General features: G+C 51.2%; 18 protein-coding genes. 7 read left to right on the top strand and 11 right to left on the bottom strand.

The window, feature by feature from the left end; all coding sequences use genetic code 11:
- Positions 1-6: 6 nt before the first annotated feature.
- The 3 genes from BUB38_RS11590 (at position 7) to BUB38_RS11575 (ending at position 2,212) form a co-directional block, all read left to right on the top strand.
- Positions 7-1,272, top strand: coding sequence for an LlaJI family restriction endonuclease (locus BUB38_RS11590; RefSeq protein WP_073160724.1), 1,266 nt, complete (start codon positions 7-9; stop codon positions 1,270-1,272).
- A 146-nt stretch (positions 1,273-1,418) separates the two neighbouring features.
- Positions 1,419-1,529, top strand: coding sequence for a hypothetical protein (locus BUB38_RS17045; protein WP_346348717.1), 111 nt, complete (start codon positions 1,419-1,421; stop codon positions 1,527-1,529).
- Positions 1,530-1,807: 278 nt separating this feature from the next.
- Positions 1,808-2,212 carry a helix-turn-helix domain-containing protein gene (locus tag BUB38_RS11575; RefSeq protein WP_254794947.1) on the top strand — a complete coding sequence of 135 codons (405 nt, stop codon included), beginning with the start codon at positions 1,808-1,810 and terminating at the stop codon, positions 2,210-2,212.
- A 196-nt stretch (positions 2,213-2,408) separates the two neighbouring features.
- Here the strand turns inward: BUB38_RS11575 and BUB38_RS11570 are convergent, their stop codons facing one another.
- The 3 genes from BUB38_RS11570 to murJ all read right to left on the bottom strand — a co-directional run bounded on the left by BUB38_RS11570 (position 2,409) and on the right by murJ (position 5,706).
- A complete protein-coding gene (locus tag BUB38_RS11570; RefSeq protein WP_073160720.1) occupies positions 2,409-2,897 on the bottom strand; it encodes a hypothetical protein in 489 nt (162 codons plus the stop codon).
- The gene (locus tag BUB38_RS11565) at positions 2,897-4,042 is read right to left on the bottom strand and encodes an outer membrane protein (RefSeq protein ID WP_139258426.1); all 1,146 of its coding nucleotides are present in this window, start codon (positions 4,040-4,042) and stop codon (positions 2,897-2,899) included. The genes BUB38_RS11570 and BUB38_RS11565 overlap by 1 nt, the downstream gene beginning before the upstream one ends.
- Positions 4,043-4,122: 80 nt before the next feature.
- Positions 4,123-5,706 carry a murein biosynthesis integral membrane protein MurJ gene (gene murJ / locus BUB38_RS11560; protein WP_073160716.1) on the bottom strand — a complete coding sequence of 528 codons (1,584 nt, stop codon included), beginning with the start codon at positions 5,704-5,706 and terminating at the stop codon, positions 4,123-4,125.
- A gap of 35 nt (positions 5,707-5,741) precedes the next feature.
- Between murJ and BUB38_RS11555 the strand changes: the two genes are divergently transcribed.
- Positions 5,742-6,386 (top strand): hypothetical protein, encoded by a 645-nt coding sequence (locus tag BUB38_RS11555; RefSeq protein ID WP_073160714.1) that lies wholly within the window; start codon positions 5,742-5,744, stop codon positions 6,384-6,386.
- A 57-nt stretch (positions 6,387-6,443) separates the two neighbouring features.
- Here BUB38_RS11555 and BUB38_RS11550 read toward each other — a convergent pair whose 3' ends face one another.
- The 4 genes from BUB38_RS11550 to BUB38_RS11535 form a co-directional block, all read right to left on the bottom strand.
- Positions 6,444-7,517, bottom strand: coding sequence for a helix-turn-helix domain-containing protein (locus BUB38_RS11550; RefSeq protein WP_073160712.1), 1,074 nt, complete (start codon positions 7,515-7,517; stop codon positions 6,444-6,446).
- A 102-nt stretch (positions 7,518-7,619) separates the two neighbouring features.
- Positions 7,620-8,567, bottom strand: coding sequence for a hypothetical protein (locus tag BUB38_RS11545; RefSeq protein WP_073160710.1), 948 nt, complete (start codon positions 8,565-8,567; stop codon positions 7,620-7,622).
- Positions 8,568-8,696: 129 nt separating this feature from the next.
- The gene (locus tag BUB38_RS11540) at positions 8,697-9,950 is read right to left on the bottom strand and encodes an adenosylhomocysteinase (protein ID WP_073160708.1); all 1,254 of its coding nucleotides are present in this window, start codon (positions 9,948-9,950) and stop codon (positions 8,697-8,699) included.
- Between the two features lie 159 nt (positions 9,951-10,109).
- Positions 10,110-11,408: an amidohydrolase gene (locus tag BUB38_RS11535; protein ID WP_073160706.1), complete on the bottom strand. Its 1,299-nt coding sequence runs from the start codon at positions 11,406-11,408 to the stop codon at positions 10,110-10,112.
- Between the two features lie 255 nt (positions 11,409-11,663).
- Between BUB38_RS11535 and BUB38_RS11530 the strand changes: the two genes are divergently transcribed.
- Positions 11,664-12,104 carry a hypothetical protein gene (locus BUB38_RS11530; RefSeq protein WP_073160704.1) on the top strand — a complete coding sequence of 147 codons (441 nt, stop codon included), beginning with the start codon at positions 11,664-11,666 and terminating at the stop codon, positions 12,102-12,104.
- A gap of 103 nt (positions 12,105-12,207) precedes the next feature.
- On the opposite strand, the gene BUB38_RS11525 is transcribed toward BUB38_RS11530, so the two are convergent.
- Positions 12,208-12,864, bottom strand: coding sequence for a vWA domain-containing protein (locus tag BUB38_RS11525; protein ID WP_073160702.1), 657 nt, complete (start codon positions 12,862-12,864; stop codon positions 12,208-12,210).
- A 107-nt stretch (positions 12,865-12,971) separates the two neighbouring features.
- A complete protein-coding gene (locus BUB38_RS11520; RefSeq protein ID WP_073160700.1) occupies positions 12,972-14,111 on the bottom strand; it encodes a macro domain-containing protein in 1,140 nt (379 codons plus the stop codon).
- A 189-nt stretch (positions 14,112-14,300) separates the two neighbouring features.
- Between BUB38_RS11520 and BUB38_RS11515 the strand changes: the two genes are divergently transcribed.
- Positions 14,301-15,395, top strand: a complete 1,095-nt coding sequence (locus BUB38_RS11515; RefSeq protein WP_083542129.1) for an alpha/beta hydrolase — start codon at positions 14,301-14,303, stop codon at positions 15,393-15,395.
- A gap of 116 nt (positions 15,396-15,511) precedes the next feature.
- Here BUB38_RS11515 and BUB38_RS15850 read toward each other — a convergent pair whose 3' ends face one another.
- Positions 15,512-17,116 (bottom strand): hypothetical protein, encoded by a 1,605-nt coding sequence (locus BUB38_RS15850; RefSeq protein WP_083542128.1) that lies wholly within the window; start codon positions 17,114-17,116, stop codon positions 15,512-15,514.
- 203 nt (positions 17,117-17,319) lie between these two features.
- Positions 17,320-18,822, bottom strand: coding sequence for a hypothetical protein (locus tag BUB38_RS11505; protein WP_073160698.1), 1,503 nt, complete (start codon positions 18,820-18,822; stop codon positions 17,320-17,322).
- A gap of 539 nt (positions 18,823-19,361) precedes the next feature.
- On the opposite strand from BUB38_RS11505, the gene BUB38_RS11500 reads away from it, so the two are divergent.
- The coding region (locus tag BUB38_RS11500) for a GTP-binding protein (protein WP_139258098.1) at positions 19,362-19,456 on the top strand (95 nt) is incomplete at its 3' end.

Below are 19,456 nucleotides of genomic sequence, written 5' to 3'. Positions count from 1 at the left end.
TCACAAATGCAAAAGCTAAACGATTACTGCACTTGCGAAGCGAAATTGCGTGGCGATGAATTTGTCGGCATCCGTAATGACGGTCGTCTTGAAATTTGTTTTCCTGCTGGATACTTTAAGAATGATGACGCTATTGCGGAACTTGACGAAGATGAGCTTCGCCAGGATATTATGCAGTTGTTTGATGTGCTTTCTGATTCGGAGCTGATCGAGGTTCACGAAAATTCAAACATTATCGGAAGGGATGTTGAAAAATCGTCTTCAGATTTTCCTATGCTAGCTTATGTCAACCTACTCCGGAATTTTATGGAGTATGGCTATTACTCCGAGCAGGAGGTGGTCTTTAAGCAGGGTGGAAACGGCAAAGTTGATTGGAATCGAACAATAAAAACTTTGAGGCCGGATGTTGTTAATGATAGTGTGGTCTATCTTGATCCAGTTACACGACAAACGGACAATAATGAACGTGAACTGATTTCGCTTATCCATAAATTCTGCGTGTGGGATGCTGCAAAAAGAATCGGTTTTGTTTTTGGCGTTGATATCCAGGAACCTCCCGCCTTTGATTTTGACTACGAGATGTTTTCTTCTGTCTTGATGACGAAAGCCTCCAAAACATTCCATGATCGCACACTTACACTTTTCCAGGATATGCAGCGGATTGTGGAATATCTCGGAAAAAACGTGTCTGACGAAAATGTGATTCCCGATGAATTTTATTTTGGGGTAAATTCTTTTGCTCCTGTTTGGGAAGCCATGGTGGAGCGTATTTTTGGTACGGAACGTCGAGAAGATTATTATCCAAATTGCGGCTGGGTTATTGATGGTAAAAATGCGGGTCGTGTTGAAATGCGTCCTGATACCATCATGAAAGTGGATGACAAAATCTTTGTTCTGGATTCCAAGTATTATACTTACGGCATTGATGGCAGAACGTTGCCGCAATCAGAATCCATCACCAAGCAGCTTGCCTATGCTGAATTTGCTGAACAAAAAATTGGCAAAACGGTTTATAACGTTTTCCTGATGCCTTACTGTGCGGGTGCGGTAACTGCAGAGAATTTTTTGTACCCATTTAAAATGAAATATCTAGGCTACGCCTATAGTGATTGGAAAAATACGGATGTGGCAAAAGGTCTTGTAAAACCTTACCACAAAATTCACGGCGTCCTGCTTGATATAAAAAATGTGATGCAAAATTATAGCAAGAGCAATGCTGCACAGAAGCAGTTTGCGGATGTGATTACGACCGCAAATAAAAAAGGCCCGTAACATCGTTGGTTCCCCTATGGTGGGACAACTTCGTTACAGGCCTGTTTATGTTCAAAGTATACATAAATGAAATAAATGCGTCAAGAACAACTGTTTGCATGAGAGTCGCGACGGCCAAGCTTGCTTGAGCCGGCACCTGTCCTCGCTTGACGGGAATGACTGAAGAGGATTTTATAAAGTTCCTTGGTAGTCGTGGCATTTCCATATTCCATTTTGATGATGCAAATGAATTTATGGAAGAAATGAAACATGCATAGAGCAAAAAGTTTATAGTGTAAATAAACATCTTGCTTTATAGCCATTTTTTGGCTATATTGTTTATATGTACGTTGTAATCGCAAAACGTTCGGTTGAAAAAAGTGTTCAGAAAATAAGGAAAAGGGCCCTGAGCAGCCGACTCTTATGAATTATTCAAAACTTGGACCCGACAAGTATCATTGCCATTTATCTCGTAAATGGGTGGCCTGTTGGACTTGTAAAAACGGAACGCTAACCATTGAGGTGTATTATGTTGGCAGTCGTGAAAGCGCCCCCTATGCCCGGCACTAAGGAACCTGTTGTATTCCAGATTAAAGGTAACATTCCTGATTGCGTCATTGGAATCATGCGCAGCCTTTTCCCTTCTGTGGACGTTAGCGATGATGATGAATTTATTGATCTGGATAATTCAGAAGTGCTTAAGGGAATTGCCGAGAAAATGTCTCCTGGCGATGCTGTCAAGGCTGACCGTGAACTTCGCGGCTGGACTCAGAAAGTTCTATCCGAAAAATTGGGAATCTCTGTCCAAAATCTTTCTGAAATCGAAAGGGGGCGTCGTGTAGTTTCACGAAAAATGGCTACCAAGTTGGCTGCCGTTTTCGATGTGACTCCTGAGTCGTATTTTGACTTTGGAATGAGTCTTGTTGATAAGCCGGCGAAGTACGATGCGAAGAAAAAGTGATTTCATATGATTTTTTCTTCCGCAACTTGGGACAGTTTAAAACTGATTTTCTTATCCATCGTTGACTTAATTGGACATTTTGTCCATGGTGTTTCTGAAAAAATCCATTTCAATTACTTTGGATGAAGCTACTTTGGAGATTACTCCACACATCCAAAAAAGGCGTCTTCTCTTATGAGGAGGCGTCTTTTTTTAGTCACTTTTTATAGGGAGATTTTTTCCAGTCGGCGCGACTTGGCATTTTTCGGGGAATCAGGAGTTCCTTGTTTTCTGCAGGGCGGGCCCAATCTGTATTTGTCTTGATGGGTGGCATAAAGAAGTGCATGTGTGCCACGGGGTCAATTTGTACGGTGGCGCTGGTGCTGGTACAGGGGCGGTCCTCATCCCGATTGTCAAAAAGCGCCTTGGCTAAAAATGGTCGCTGTTCCCATTGGTAGTCGTCACCAAATTCTGTGATTCCGTAAATGCGTTCCCCCTTTTTGGCAATGAACTCGATTTTGCATTTTCCGCTTGAGTTCGTGTAGTGGCATCGCGTTCCCGAACAGAGGAATTTCCCGTTCCCGTAAAAATCGTATGCTTTCCCGTCGTCTGCGGACACATAGATTTCTTGCCAACCAGAGAAAATCCCTGCATGGGCGTAAGCCGCAAGGAACATCATGGCGATTATGTGGGCGAGCCTAGTCATCAGTAACCTATGATTGTTTCGAGGCCGATTCCCTGGAGCTTGTGGCCGTTGGTGTAGTAGTTGTTCCTGAAGTATTTGAGGCCGAAGCGGACTGTCCAGGTTCCGTAGCGGTTGAACTGATAGCCTGCGCCCAGCGAGAAAGTTGCGCCCTGGTCGTTCTTGTCTTGTTCTTCGTTGCGGTAGTTAGTTGTCGTGTATTTGGTTCCGGATAATCCGGCGCCAGCTATTACGTAGGGCGTGTTGTTTTCGTGGATGAAGATTGGAGCGGCAAGATTTAGGCCCAGGTGGATCATGTTCGTGTCTTTGGAAATGATTCCCTTGAAGTCTATTTCAGCGCCGACCATAAAATAGGTGAAGTCGTGCCAGGCGGAGAATCCGATATTGCCTGCGGCATGCTGACTCTTGATCAGATAATCTACGCCGAAGGAGAATGCCACGCGGGTGGTCCTTGAAGTGTTCAGCTTGTTTTCGAAATTGCTGGGAAGGTTGGATTCGCCGCTTTCGTGGGTGGCGGCAACAGGCTGGAAGTTAGATTCACTGATGTAGATGGGATATTCGGAATCGTAGAAGCTTTTGGGGTTGCTTCCTTTTTTGCCGGTGCCCATGGAGTTTGCCACGCGGAACAAGATGGGAGCGATGTCTTCGGGGATAATGGCCTGGTATTCGTCGTGCCACACCAGGTTATCGTTTTCGGTGTCTTTCATGGCGAAGGTGAGGAGCATGCCGCTGCCTTGTTCCTTGACGGTGATGTACAGGATGTAAGGGCAGCCCTTGCGCTTGGCGAGGTTACTGACTATGGCCATGGAGGCGGACTTGACATAGGGTGATTCCTTGTCGGCGGCCACGAGCTTGTAACGGCCCACTTCCTTGACGTACTGGCCGAAGGTCTGGACGATATAATTTTTGTAGTCGGGATGGATACCGCTAACTTTTATGTAGGGAATAAAGACTGATTCTTCGGAATAATCCACTCGGCCTTCGCCGTCAAATAGGCTTGCGAAATATTCCTCCAGCATCATCCCGGGAATAAACAGGAGGATTTTGGCTGCGCCCTTGGTTAAATCGGATGCGGCACTTCCTGCATGGGCGTTCCCTGCAGAACAAAGAACCACTAACAAAAAAATTAGACTTTTAATAAAACGCATAAAAACCCCCATGTCTATGCGAAAATACAAAAAAGAGTTCTGGAGAAAAAGCTGAAACTATTACAGGGTGGAATGACCTTTTATTTTTTCAGGTGGAGCTTGCGGAGGACCTTTCCCAGCAATTCGTTAAGGATATCTCCGGCGTCCTTGCTGCCAAGGATCTTCTGGATAAAGAGGGTGGCGAACAGCAGGATAACGCCGGCGGCACAGCTGTAGATAACCAGCACGATCAGGTTAGTGCTGCGGACGAATTCACCCGTCACATGGTCAAGTCCAAGGGCGGCAAAGATCATGATGCCGAAGGCGACCAGGGCGCGGAACATGTTCAGAAGTGCGGTCCTCATGCCGTCGGTTCCGTTCTTGCGGGCCCACATAAAGATCATGGAAATCACCTGCAGGATGGCGCCGGTGGCACCGATAATAGGTACGCTCTTGATACCCAGAGGTTCGCTCAATAGCATGTAGGCGGGAATGGTGGCGGCAAAGATTCCGGTGTTCAGCAGGGTGGGCAGCCACATGCGTTCTGCGGCGTAGAAGCTGCGCACCAGAACTGCCTGGAGGCAAAGTCCCAAGCTTACGGGCAAGTACCAGCGGAGAATTTCGGTAATGGCTTCGGTGGTTTCGCGATGGAAGGCGCCGCGTTCAAAGAGGATTCGCACGGCAGGGAAGGAGAGTGCCCACACGGCAACCACGGCGGGAATCAAAATGCAGAACATGCGAGAAAGGCTCTTCCAGATTTTCTCGTTCAGCTGCTTGATCTGACCTTCCTTTACAAGGCGTGCCATGTCGGGGTAGCTGGTAACGGAAACGGAGAAACCGAAGACTGCCACCAGGGTGTACATGACGCGGTAGGCGTAGTTCAGGCTAGAAATACCGCTGCCCCCAAAGCTACTTCCAAAACTACGAATAATGAATTCCAGGCCGAACATGGAGCCTACGCCAAGAGACATGGGCAACATCATCTTGAAATAGCGAACGATATCGGGATGGGTGGGCTGCATGATCAGTTCGTACTTGACGCCGCCACGCTTGGCTCCAAAAATCTGCAATGCGAAGAATCCGATGAAGGCTCCCACGGGAACGCCCCAGGCGAAACCTTCCAGACCGTAGCTGACGCCATTCATGCGGCCCATCAGAATTCCGGCAAGGCCTCCGCCCACAATGGCCACGTTGTAGATGAGGCCGGTAAGGGAAGGAATCAGGAACTGCTTACGGGTGTGCTGCACGGCAACCAGAATACTTCCCACGAAGATGAAGATCTGGCCCGGCAAAATGATGCGGCCGTAGTAAGTGGCGCGCTCGATCAGTTCTGCGCTTGCGCCGCTGGTGGTGAGCAGCTGCAAAAGTTCCGGCATAAAGATGAATGCAGGAATCACCAGCACCAGCAAGATGGCGCCGAAGGTGTTCAGCACGTTGCTAAAGAACTTCCAGCTTTTCTCTTCGTCGCCGGCCACCTTGTAGCCTGTAAAAATCGGGATGAAGATAATGCTCAAGAATCCGGTACTTACCACGTGATTCAGGATGTCGGGAATCATGAAGGCCAGATCCAGGGCGTTCTTTTCGAGGGAGACGCCGGCGGCGTGGGCCAAAAGCATTTCACGGAAGATTCCCAGCACGCGGCTGAGCAACATACTTACAGCAACAATAATGGCAGCTTTATTCATGGAGGTTAATTTAGAAACTTTGTATATTTGAATGCATGAAAAAGATTTTTGGAATTATCGCTTTCGCCCTTGCAGGTATCGCTTTCGCCCAGGATGGCGCATCCGACGAAAATGTGACCAAGGGACCCTATGAACCTGTCGCTACCGAAGTGACTCAGGCCAAGAATTCCGACGACGATCCGTTGCCGGCTCCCAAGCGCCCGACCTACAATTTCGCAAGTTTCGGTCTTGGCTTTAGCGTGTGGCACAACTGGGAAGATTCCAGGAAGAATCCCAAGCGTGACTGGGACCAGGGCGTGGTATTCCATTACGGACGTATTTGGGAAATGACAACTCATGGTGCCATTACGTTCATGAACAACGCTAACGGTTCTTATGAAACTCATTGGCAGTGGCACGAGACTGCCTTGATTGGCGGCCGCTATTTCTTTGCCGACCAGGTGTTCTCCCCTTATGTGGGCATGGGCCTAGGTGTGGGTGTCGAAATGGACTTCCACTTTGACAAGTTCTCTGAAGCCTTTTCCATTGGCCCTGCCGGTGGTCTTGAAGCGGGCTTGATCATCTTCCGTACTTCTACGACCCAGCTTGAAGTGGGTGCCGCCTACGACATGCTCCTGGACGGTTTTGACTTTGGCCGCCATTTCGGAAGCTTCAGTTTCTACCTGGCCATTAACTATTAATCGTTTGGCTGTTTAGGCGACGGGCGCGCTTCGCGCGGCATGTTGCCGGCGGGTGCGTTAAACTGCGACTTTATAGCTGTTTAGCAATGTTCTGCTAGACAGCTTTTTTTGTTGCTGCAGGCGGTCTACGATAATGCTTGGGCGCACATGAAAGAGTCCTGCGAAATAGTCGATGCAACGCTTTTCGGCAAAGTGGCCGCAGCAGATGATTTCGCATTCTTCGGCTTCGGTCAGCATATGGCGTTCCGCAAACTGTTCGGCGGCGCTGCATTTTAGGGCGTCGCCCGAGATGCTGTTTGCAGAACCGCCCGCGGTTCCCGCAATTCCTGCAGAAGGTTGCTGGCTTAGTTGCAGGCCCAGCTGTAGGCACAGGCTGCGCTTGCCGTACATAATGTGGTACAGCTGATGGAACAGCCCCTGCAGAAGTCGTACGTCGGTCATGGGGCCCGCGGGAATCTGGATGACGGGGCGCTTGCCGACCCAGTAGCTTGCGGAAAGGGGTGCGGGGGCCGTCAAAAATGCCGGCACCTGAACAACCTGAACATCGCAATCCGAAATGCTACTGATGGCGGCCTTGCGCAGGGCGTTTCGCAGACCTAGGGCGTTACGGCGCAAAAATTTCATGTTCTCGAGAATGGCTTCCTTCTCGATGGCGATTTCGGCGGCGGGGCGGCTGACCTGCAGTTCACCCAGGCGCAACCAGGCGGAATAGGCCTGAGGGTTCACGGAATCCTGGATGTTGGCGTAATAGGTTTTCCAGCCCTCGATGGTTGCCACGTTGAAAAATTTCAGCAGGGCTTTTACAAGGCTTCCGTCCTTGTTGCTGCATTGGGCGGGAATGCGATTTAGTCTGCGGAGTTCTGCCACGGGGAATTTCTGTGCCCAGGCCTTTGCCTCGGCGCTGCAAAATCCCGCTTCCATCTTGCTTCGGGCTTTTGACATTTCACTTTCGCTGACATGGATGTCGATGCCTGCAAAAAGATCGTCGCCCAGCATGAATTCCAGTTTGCATGCGGTATCTGCGCTGATCCCATCGACAATGGCATCGCGGGAACACCCTACACGTCTGCAGAGTTCCTCTTGGGTGATTCGTTGTGCGGCGATTGCCTTGCGAATTCTGTTGATGTACATTTCCGCCTCCAAGAGATTAAACTTTATCTGCAACAAGATAGAATTTTATTTATGTCACGAAATAAAAAAAGTCAGAATTTATTTTTCTGACTTCAAAAAAAATTAGAACTTGTGTTTCCAGCTTAACGCCACTCTATAAAAACTCCATTCGCCGCCGGTCACGTGAAGCAGGGGTTCCTGGTCCTCGTCGTCGTGCAACTGGGAGTAGCTTCGTTCACGTTCAAAAGTGTAGAGCACCGTCAAACTGTTCTTGTCGCTTAGCTTGAACGAGGTTAGTGCGCTAATGGCCGTGGTGGTAAAGTCTCCGTCGAAACTCTGGGCCACGGGGCCGTAGTCATCCTTGTCCAGGTGGCCTCCCATTTCAAGCATCAGGCCCACCATATTCAGGGTCATGGGCATCTGGTAGCCAAGCACTCCGGTAAAGCTGTACTGCAAACCGTTGGCCTTGCGGGCGGATTCCTGCCACTGCCAAATTTCTCCATCGTCGACGCCGGTCATGGCTTCATAGAAAAGCTTGTAGCTAGCCACCATCACCACATGGGACCAGTCTCCTTCAATGAGCGCGCCCGTGTCAAACTGGAACGTGGCCGATGCCCACAAGTCGTAAAAGTAATGGGTAAACGGAGTCAGGTTCTCGTAGTCCTGAGTTTCAAAATCGTACTTGGTCAGACCTTCAAAACCAAGAACATTCCAGCCGCTACCGATAGAAGCGCCCGCACCGAAAACCAGGAAGGGAACAGGCGTAAAGTCCACCTCGACCATGGGGCGCAACGTCACCGGTGACAGTTCAAGAGATCCCCACAGTTCAACGTCTGCGCCGCTCAGGAGCCAGTGATCCCCGAGAGGTGTGGGAATGGTGTACTTGGCATCCAGGCGAGTCAAGGCTTCAAGTCCGTCGTATGGGCCCGAAGGTGCGGAGAAGTGTTCGTCTCCGGTCTTGACTTCGTGTTCGACATAGTAGGCCCCATTGGTGACCAGGGAATATTCCCAACCGGCAAAAGCCGAGGCCACGGCGAAAGGCAGGACTGCTAAAAATTTAAGACTACGCATGTCTTTAAATATAATATGAAGTCTGGTAGGGAATGCTAACTAGAAAAAACAATTTGTACAAGAAAAGGATGCCCATAAGGCATCCTTCTCGTCTTTAACGTCTTTATAAAAAGCGTCGGATTCGTGAACTTACACATCCAGGTTGTAGGAATGCAGGTACTTTTCCTGTTCGGCGGTGAGAACGTCGATTTCCTTGCCAAGGAACTTGAGCTTCTTGCGGGCCACTTCCTGGTCCACTTCGCGAGGAACGTCGATGATCTTTTCCGTGAGTTCGCCGGCGTGTTCCACCAGGTACTTTGCAGACAGTGCCTGAATAGCAAAGCTCATGTCCATGATTTCTGCCGGATGGCCGTCGCCGCAGGCAAGGTTCACCAGGCGGCCTTCGCCCAGCACGAATACCCATTGGCCGGTGGGCAGCTTGTAGCCCATGATGTTCTTGCGCTGTTCGCGGATTTCCACGGCGTTCTTCTTCAGCCATGCTACGTCAATTTCGCAGTCGAAGTGACCTGCGTTGGCGAGGATGGCGCCGTCCTTCATTACAGAAAGATCTTCTGCATCGATAACGCCGTCGCAACCGGTAACGGTCACGAAGAAGTCGCCGATCTTTGCAGCTTCGCGCATGGGCATTACGTCAAAGCCGTCCATGACAGCTTCGATAGCCTTCACCGGATCCACTTCGGTCACGATGACGCGGGCACCCAGGCCCTTGGCGCGCATGGCGGTACCCTTACCGCACCAGCCGTAACCGGCAACGACAACCTGCTTGCCAGCCACGATCAGGTTGGTAGTACGGTTGATGCCGTCCCATACGGACTGACCGGTACCGTAGCGGTTATCAAAGAGATGCTTACAGTCGGCGTTGTTCACGCGGACCATGGGGAACATCAGCTTGCCAGCCTTGTTCATGGCTTCCAGGCGGATGATACCGGTGGTGGTTTCTTCGCAGCCGCCGATAATGTTAGGAATCAGTTCCGGCATTTCGTTGTGGACCATGTTCACCAAGTCGCCACCGTCATCGATAATGATGTTGGGTCCGCACTGCAGAGTGTGACGGATATGGCTTTCATATTCTTCGTTGGTAGCATCGTACCAGGCGTGCACTTCCATGCCTTCCTTCACGAGGGCTGCAGCCACGTCATCCTGGGTAGAAAGTGGATTGGAACCGGTAACGTACATTTCCGCACCGCCAGCCTTCAGCACCTGGCACAGATAACCAGTCTTTGCTTCCAGATGGACGGAGAGGGCGATCTTCTTTCCGGCGAAGGGCTTGGTCTTTTCGAATTCAGCCTTCAGCATAGAAAGAAGGCTGCAGTTGCGGTGAACCCATTCCAGCTTGCGTTCGCCAGATTCGGCCAGACTGATATCTCTGATTTCACTTGCCATATCTTTTCCTTTTGGATATGCCCCGCGGGGCCTCATTTGGTTTGTGTTTTTCGCCCCGGCACTCGTCGAGGGTCCAGCCGAATTTTTAGGGATGGTCGTCTGTCCTATCATCCGTTTTTTGCAAAAATAAAAATTGCGCCAGTTTCCGCGACGGAACCCTTAAACGTAATCCTTATTTTCCAGGCCCATGCGCTTGATGATTTCGTTCACCTTCTGGTAAACCAGCTTTTCATCGAGAGTCAGAACCTTGCGGCCTTCCATGGTGATCTTGCCGTCGATAATGACGGTGTCCACTTCGGAGCCGTTGGCGGAATAGGAGAGGCCCGCGATCAAGTTGTTCTTTGGCATCAGGGAAGGATTGTTCAAGTCCAGAATGGCGATGTCTGCCTTCTTGCCCACTTCCAGGGAGCCGATCTGGTTTTCGAGGCAAAGTGCCTTGGCGCCATTGAGGGTGGCCATGCGGAACACTTCGCGGGCGCTGACGCATTGGGGGCTCTTGTGGGTTCCCTTGTGGATCAATGCCAGCAGGCTCATTTCGTGGAACATGTTCAGGCTGTTGTTACTTGCGGCGCCGTCGGTACCCAGGCACACGTTGATGCCCTTGGCCATCATCTCGGGAACGGGAGCAAAACCGTTACCCAGCTTCATGTTGCTTGCGGGATTCGTCACCACGGAAACTCCCTTGCGGGCCATGATGTCCATATCGGCGTCATCCACCTGCACACAGTGGGCGGCAATGCAGGGAACATCGAAGAGTCCGTTCTTGTCGGCCATGACGATGGGGGAGTAGCCGTACTTTTCCTGGGTGCCCTGGATTTCAGCAACACTTTCGGAAAGATGCACATGAATGCCGATGCCCGCCTTCTTGGCTTCGTCGGACACGCGACGGAAATAATCCTCGGTGCAGGTGTAGGGAGCGTGGGGGCCGAACTTGAAAGTGATGCGGTCGCAGTCCTTGCAGAATTCCATTTCGTCGTAGGTCTGCTGGATGCGTCCGCCGTCATCTTCGGCAGAGCCGACCAGGCCGCGGCACATGACCGCACGCATACCGGATTCCTTGATGGCCTTGGTAGTCTGCTTGATATTCATCATCATGTCGTTAAAGCAGGTGGTGCCGCTCTTCATCATTTCGATGATGGCAAGGCAAGCGCCCCAGTAAGTGTCCTCGTCGGTCATCTTCTGTTCGATGGGGTCGATGGTTCCGAACAGCCAATCCATAAAGGAAAGGTCGTCGGCCACGTTGCGCATAAAGCTCATGTAGGAATGGGTGTGGCAATTTACCAGGCCGGGAATGGCCAGCTTGTCAGTTCCGTCAATGACCTTGTCTGTCTTGAAGCCGGCGGGTTCCGCGCCCATGCCAACAATCTTGTCGCCTTCAATATAGATGGAAGTTTCCTTCACTTCGTCCTTGCTTCCGGCAGGAACGATGGCCTGGATGTTCTTCAAGACAATGCCCATGATGAATCCTTTTTTAAGCGGGTCCTAAAAATCTTTTTTATAGGTAGCAGGTCTAAATTGCAGACCCATATAAAAAATAGAAATTAAGAAACCTGGGCCAAAGCGCAGACAGGGTATATTCCAACCTGGAATAAGTTTTGTAAAATAAATCTTAGATTTCCTGGTCTGGAAAAAGCCAACTTTGTACTTTGTTGGGTGAGGGACGGCTGGGTCGCTGCTCTCGAACAGGCTCTAGGGCCGCAAAGGAGGCTTATCATGAAGACGCTGAAAATTACACTGCTCGTTGCCTTTGCCCTGATGGTTTCATCATCCTTCGCATCCAAGATGGTAAAGTCCAGATTGGGTGACCTGGATTTGATGGCGACCAAGGGTGGCGACAAAATTCTCTGCACCATGGGTTTCAATGCTGAGCTGGCGCTACTCCGCGAGGCAGAAACTGAAGCCCTGGTCAAGGGAGATTGCACCGGTTGGGTTCCGAAGTCCAAAATCGAGTATGTGGCGCAAGCTGCAGGTGACAAGACCATTGGATTTGGCGATGTCAATATCGAAGCCTGGATTGACAATCCTACCTCAGTATTCGTTCTTGAAAACGACGATGTGGACTTTGACGGAGTTTCCATCGACCGTGACTTCAAGGAATATCTGACGTACACCATTGACCGTGAACAGACCGAAATGCGCAACGGCGAAAACTAGTTTGCGCGGGTCAAGAAATTCATACTCTCCTTAAAGAACAAAGGGCGGTTCGCAAATGCGGACCGTCCTTTTTTGCTCCCCGGAATCTTGCTGCCGTTGCAGATTAACGCTTGCTGCGCTTCTGATGATCCTGTTCCATTTCCTTTTTCCAGTGACCGCGTTCCTCGTGGCAGATGTTGTTTCGGATATCGCTGATGATGGCGCTCTGGGCGCAGCACATGATCTCGATGCCTCTCTTGTCATTGACGTAGTTGGCGGCCCGTTCCTCGCTGATTCCGTAAGTGCGGGCGGTTTCCACGGCGTCGATGTTGGCTCCCAGGAAAATGAATTCCCAACCGTACTTTTCCTTCTGGCGATTTACCATGTGGCGTACTTGCTCGGCGGAATACTTGCGGCTGGAATTCTCGTAGCCGTCGGTGGTAATGATGAAGATGGTCTTTTCGGGGCGGTCTTCATCCCGGGCGTACTTGTGTACGTTTCCCATGTGATGGATGGCGTCGCCTAGGGCGTCTATGAGGGCGGTGCCTCCGCCAACGCAGTACTGCTCGCTGGTCATGGGCGGAATCTTGTCCAAGGAAACGCGGTCGTGAAGAACCTCGGAAACATTGTCAAAGAGGATGGTGGAAACCAGTGCTTCCCCTTCTTCTTTTTTCTGCTTTTCGATGGTGCCGTTGAAGCCGCCGATGGTATCTGTCTCAAGGCCGCTCATGGATCCGCTGCGGTCCATGATAAAAACGATTTCTGTAAGTCCCTGCTTCATATTGAACCTCTCTTTTTTTTGCGACTGCCGGATTGCATCGCTCTGTTGATACGTTCAATATAGGTGGTTGCGGGAACAGAAAGGTCGCCTGCCAGGCGACATCGTTTTTAGAGGCTCCGGCTGGCTCCAAGGGAATTTTCTCCATGGGTTGAAAGGATCGTGTTGAGGGTGTTCACCTTGTATTGATTCCTGTCGGGATTTTCCCTGTAAAACAGTTCCTTGTTTTCCATGAAGAATTGGACAATCAGGTCGCTCTTGCTGGAGGGTGACAGGGCCCGCCCGGCGTAAGACAGGAATTCCACCGCCTCGATATAGTTCAGCTTGAGGCCGATGGCGATAGCGATGGCCGTTTCCTTGGAGGGGGTGTAGCTATCGCTGTTGTTGATTTTCGAAAGTACCTTGCGGTCTACGTCGGAATCCCTGGCCAGCATGGAATTGGTGATGCTTCTGTCGGTCATGATTTCGTTCATCTTCTTGCGGAAGGACTTGAACCTTTTCGGGTCCTTCAGCAGTTCGTTGATGCTCTTGTCGAAATCCGACTTGCTGCTGATCTTGGAAAGAATGGGAGCTGCGTCGCAAATTTCTGCGACGACTTCGCTTTCGCCGATTATTTGACTGTCGTCGGCCATTTGACCGTCGCCGAGCGGTTCTTCACTGAAGGAACAGCACTTGAGTGCTTCGAAATTTTCCTGGGGATTTTCCGGGACGTAGTTGGCGTAGATGTATTCCTGGATCTTGCCGAACAGCGCTTCGGAAATTTTGACCGCTTCGTCGTCGTAGAGTACGATGGTGGCGGTAATGTCGCAGTCCTTTCCGTCGCCTTGCAGGAACTCCTCGATGGATTCTTTGGCGATGTCCAGGGCCAAATCCTTAGGGAATCTGTAAATGCCGCTAGACAGCAGGGGGAACGCGATGGAATGGCAGCCCAGTTCCCGGGCCTTGCGCATGGCGTTCTGGTAGCAGAATTTCAGGGAGGTCTTTTCGCCGGAACGTCCATCGTTCCAGCGGGGGGCCGAAACGTGGATGATGTATTTGGCGTTCAGGTCAAAGGCATCGGTGTGGGCCACATCGCAAACGTCCAGGTAGCCGATCTTTTCGCGGGCTTCCAGGAGCTGGTCGTGTCCGGCTGCATCGAAGATCAGGGCTTCGGTACTTCCACCGCAGATAGGGAAGGGGTTGGCGGAATTGACGATGGCGTCTGCCGTGACTCGGGTGATGTCGTCGTGAATAATCTTGAGCTGGTTCATAACGGCCTCCTTATTTTCTTTATAAAATTAGCATTGCTTGTCTGACAAAAAATGTCAAAAAACAGACGTTTTCTTTATTCGCTTGTATAGACAGCCCAGTTTGATATTCCAAAAAAGACGGCTTATTCTGTTTTTATTTGAAAATTTGAGCTTTTTAAGGTACTTTAAGAACTATATTTCTTTGAGGTTATGAGATTTACTGTTTTTACATCTGCGTTGATGGGGGGCCTTGTTTCTATGGCCTTTGCCCAGGCCGTGGTGGACCCGTTTCTGGGCGAGCCGTTCACGGCCGAATTCTACGATGCTGGAGACAACAACCAGTATCACGCAACGCTTGTAAGCTATCCATTCGGAGCGTCCGGCAAGTCTGCGCCCCAGGATTCCGCAGTTGTACAGGATTCCACTGCAGCTCCCCAGGATTCTCTGAACGGAACTGTCAATAAGCCCAAGGCGGCCGTGCTCTATATTCACGGCTTTAACGACTATTACTTCCAGACTTTAACGGCCGAAAAGCTGGATTCCGCAGGCTATGCCTTCTTCGCTATCGACCTGCACAATTACGGTCGTTCCTACCGCCAGGGCGAAGTGCTGGGTGAGCTCAGGGACGTAACCAGCTATTTCCCGGAAATCGATTCCGCCTGGAAGAAAATCGAGGCGGCAGTCGGCAAGGATGTGCCCAAGGTTTTATTGGGACACAGTACCGGCGGCCTGATTTCTCTGGTGTACGCCGACGTCCGCGAAAAGGGCAAGGACTTCGATGCTATCGTGCTGAACAGCCCCTTCATGGAGATGAATTACTCCTGGCTCATGCGCGATGTGATCATTCCCGTTCTTGCGCCTATCGGACATTACTTCCCGAACATCCCGATTCCCCGCAGCAGCAGCGACGCCTACAGCGAAAGCCTGCTCAAGAGCATGAAGGGCGAATGGGAATACAATACGACCTTGAAGGTGCCGGGCAGCATCCCCGTGGATTTCGGCTGGTCTGCCGCCATCTGTGACGCCCAGGATATCGTAAAGGCCGGGATGGATCTTGTCTCGCCGATCCTCGTGATGCACAGCGGCTGTAGCGTCAACGAAGACGAATGGAGCGATGAGTACACCCGTTGCGATGGCGTCTTGAACGTAGACGATATCCGCAATTACGGTGCCCACCTGGGACCGGATGTGCGCCTGGTGCAGATTCCAGGGGCCTTGCACGACCTTTACCTTTCCCGCAAGGAAGTCCGCGATCACGCCTATAGCGTGACTATCGAATTCCTGGACAATATTGTCAAGAAGTAATTTCGGATGGGCGGGCCGCTCTTTTTGGGTGGACGTCTGGCAGGTTCCGCAAACTATAAAAAGAAAAAGCCCCGACATTCGTCGGGGCCTTTAAGTTCTTGCAGCTTAGCGCCAGATTACCATCTTGCGGAAAGTTCAGACGGGCATTCGATTTCCTGGTACTTCAGGGTCGGATTGTCTGCGCCGTTCATCCAAGTTGCCATGAACATGCAGCCTTCGTAAGCCTGGGTGTTGTTGCCGTATTCAGTCTTGCAGCTAGACTTCAAGCAATCCAGGAGCTTGTCGGTGCTGTTGTTGTACTTGTCCTGGCAGGTGCCCAGGAGACCACCGTACTGCTTACCGTTGCAGGAAAGTCCCATGACGCGGCAGCCGGAGAATGCACCGACGCCACCACCCGGGATCATCAAGTCGAACTGGCCGCCGGCAACGTCGTAACCGATGTTGCTGGACATGACCACCAGCTTCTTGTTGGCGAGAGCCTTGTTACGTGCGGGGTTCTGGTCGTGACCATTGCCGTCGAAAGTCAGGAGGTAGCAACGGCCGCAGTCGCCTTCGCCACCCGGAGTTGCTGCGAATGCGTATGCCAGGTTATCGTTAATGATCTGGGGGATCTGGCTCAGGCAGGTACCTGCAGTACCGCCATCGCATGCGGACTTTTCATCGGTGCCAGCCAGGGAGCCGTCAGCGTGGCAGGTGCGGGTCGGGGTGCTTGCCGGACCGGCCTTGCCCTTCCATGCGCAGTGAGGCTTGCAGCTATCCCAGTAACGGGTTGCGTAGCCGGAACCGCTCTTACCGCCGCTAACAATCTTGAAGTTGGGAGTTGTACCATTGTTGGTGTTGGAAGCGCTGGATGCAGGCTGCTGGCTAGCAGAAGACTTTGCCTGCTGGCTAGCGGAGGACTTTGCCTGCTGCTGGCTGTTAGAAGACTGAGGCTGCTGCTGGTTGTTATTGTTGTTGTTATTGTTGGAGCCGTTGCCAGAACCGATGTTTGCGCAGTTGTTGTTGCTGCCGTCCCACCAGCAATCGATGGAGCAGTCGTTCTTGTAGGCGTACTTTTCGCCGTTCTTGCCTACCAGTTCGGTGTAGGGCTTCACATACTTATTAGAGAGCTTGTCGAAGCAGGTACCGTCGGAACCCTGCTGCGGCTGGTCGTTCTGCTGAGCGGCGCTAGAAGTAGCAGTCTGGTTCTGGTTGTTGTTCTGCTGAGCGGCGCTGGAAGTAGCAGTCTGGTTCTGGTTGTTCTGCTGAGTAGCGCTAGAAGTAGCAGTCTGGTTCTGGTTGTTGTCCTGCAGAGAAGCGCTGGAAGTGGGAGCGGTTTCGTTAGGAAGGCTAGAAGCAGAGGAAGCGGGAGCGATAACGGTGGGGATAACTTCGCCAACGTCCTTGTATTCCAAGGCGCTGATGTCCACGCTTTCGAACATGGTGACGCCGGCCAGATTCTTGATGGTCATGGTAGCGCCGTCATAAGAACCGACAATTTCGCCGGCGGCGGTCTTCACTTCGAGATTACCGTTGATGAGGTAAGTCTGGTTGTCGGTATTGAACACGAAGCAGGGCTCGGTTGCAGTAAGGACGTTGGGTGCAGATGCGTCTGCACTAGAAGTGACAAGAGACTGGTCGGGAATATTGTTTGCGATTGCGTCGACGGCTTCTTCGGAACAGCTCATGAGTGCTGCCACGGAGCTGATGAGCAGAACGGACTTCAAGAATTGACGTTTCATTTCGACCTCAGTAGGGGTTGTATGCTAGGTGTACGAGAAAACTTGACTTTACACCAATAAAAGTCTTCCAATTCCATCCGTGCGGAAAGATAGTATCTGTAAAGGGTTTACGTGTGTAAATTTTTGTAAGATATGAAGTTACGAAAAAAGCCCCGGCCTGCGGGCCGAGACTTCTAATTTACTGAATGGCGTCGAACGCGGTATTAATAGCGGTCAGCCAATTCCTTGGGGCATTCCACTTCCTTGTAGGTGTGGGTCGGGTTGCCTGCAGCTTCCATGAAGTTGGCCAGGAACAGGCAGCCTTCCTTGGCGGCTTCGTCCTTGGCGAAGATGCTGTTGCACTTGCCGACCAGACATTCCTTGCGCTTGGTGTAGATCTGACTATCGTTGCCGGAGTAACCCACCTGGTTTTCGCAATCGCTCAACAGGCCGCCGTAGCGTTCGGAATTTCTCATGTCGCCCCAGTCCATCTTGCCGGAACAACCGTCGAATGCACCGTAGCCGCCACCGGGGATCATGATGTCGAACTGTCCGTTAGACACGTCGCCACCGACATTGGAGGCCATGACGATGAGCTTCTTGCCCTGGAGCTTTTGGTGGTTCATCTTGGTTTCGTACTTGCCCTGACCGGTGAACGTCAGCTCGAAGCACCTGCCGCAGGCGCTCTTGAAGGCGGGCACGGCAGCGAAGGCGAAACCGATATTGTCGCAGCCTTCGATGGTAAATGCGGTCTGGCTGGTGCAGGTCATTGCGTTACCGCCGTCGCAGACGCTCTGGGAGCTGGGGTCGGTAATCAGGGTGGTGCTGTTCACGCTGCACTGTTTTGCGCGGTGGTCGCCTGCGTTTTCCTTCCAGGAGCAGCTGGGCTTGCAGCAGTCCCAGTATCTGGTGGCGTGGCCGCTACCGCTTTCGCCGCCGGAAACGTACTTGATTTCGGGGCAGCCCCTTGCAGCGGAGCTGGTGGGCTGGCTGTCAGAAGACTTAGGCTGGCTAGCGGAAGACTTGGGCTGCTGGGCGCTAGATGCCGGCTGCTGATTGTTGGAAGACAGGGCCTGCTGGCTGTCGGAACTGGTAAGAATGACCGTTTCGCTAGACAGGGTGGGAACCGGAGTTTCCTGCTGGCTTGCAGAAGAAGCGGCCGTCGGGTTGTAGTCCGGATACTGGTTCAGGTCGATGTCCTGGAGGGCGACGGTCATATCCAGGGTAGTGATGTAACCATAGCTGTCAGTGATGTAGACGAAATAGCCGGTCTGTACACCGCTTGCGTCAGTGACGGTGCCCAGGGCGTGGCCCTCGGCGTCGAAGGCGTTGTCGACGGCAGGAGAAATGACGTAGTCCTGACCGGCGGCGTTAAGGACCTTGGAGGGCTTGGTGCCGCTTGCTGCCGGAATGAGGGGAAGGGCGTTAAAGTCTACGCCGGTAGCCAGGGTGGCGCCTTCCATAGTCATGATCGATCCGGAATCCTTGTCTGTAAAGCCGACCTGCAGGCCGTTGGCATCAAGGACTCTGCCGTCTTCAGTGATGTAGACGTCCAGGCCGTTGTCGTTGTAATGCCTGGTGGGCTCGCTCAGTGCAACGGGAGTGTTGACATTGCCGTTGTTGTCGTTGTTTGCAGAAGTGGAATCATCACCGCAGTTGCATACCGCGATGGCCATGCCGGCGATCAGGATCGCCTTGATCATCGTCTTGAAAAAAGGATTCTTCATATTCTCTTTACCTAAGGATGCCCATAAACCAAGTCAAAGATAGATATATACTTACGTCTATGGTGTAAAATATTTTTTCGGTGTGATTGAAAACGTTCCCAAGGTGTTTCCGGAATGTAAACTAATGTAAATTCTTAATATGTAAAATTCTTTTTACAATTATAGAAACAATGGCTTCTGGTACGTTTTATTTGTTGATTGAATGTTGCTATTGTGTTGATAAACTGAATTTAGTGGGTTCTGTTGTTTGATGACCCTCAAAAATTTGTAAAAAAATGGCGTTTTTGGATGGGTACGCGGTAGGAAACGCAGACCGAAAAAGGATCGTCGGGAAAGGGGTGTTGATAAGCCAAAATTGCCGTTTTCTGCAAAAAAACAAAGAAAAATCCTTGAAATTTTTTGTGGATTTGCTAAATTTACGCGACAAAATCCGCAGAGTACCGCTTCCTATGCTCTGTCGGAATAACAGGAATCTCACGCAAACCCGCGTCGTTCCTAGGTTTCGAAGCGATAAACCTTCTGCTGAAGAAGAGGAAAAAATGGCAAAAGAACATTTTGACAGAAGTAAGCCGCACTGCAACATCGGCACCATCGGCCACGTTGACCACGGTAAGACCACTCTGACCGCTGCTAT

It is taken from the genome of Fibrobacter sp. UWH5 (genome assembly GCF_900142505.1).
Taxonomy (GTDB): domain Bacteria; phylum Fibrobacterota; class Fibrobacteria; order Fibrobacterales; family Fibrobacteraceae; genus Fibrobacter.
The sequence above is the reverse complement of the archived record's forward strand: the minus strand, read 5'-3'. Positions and strand labels throughout refer to the sequence as shown.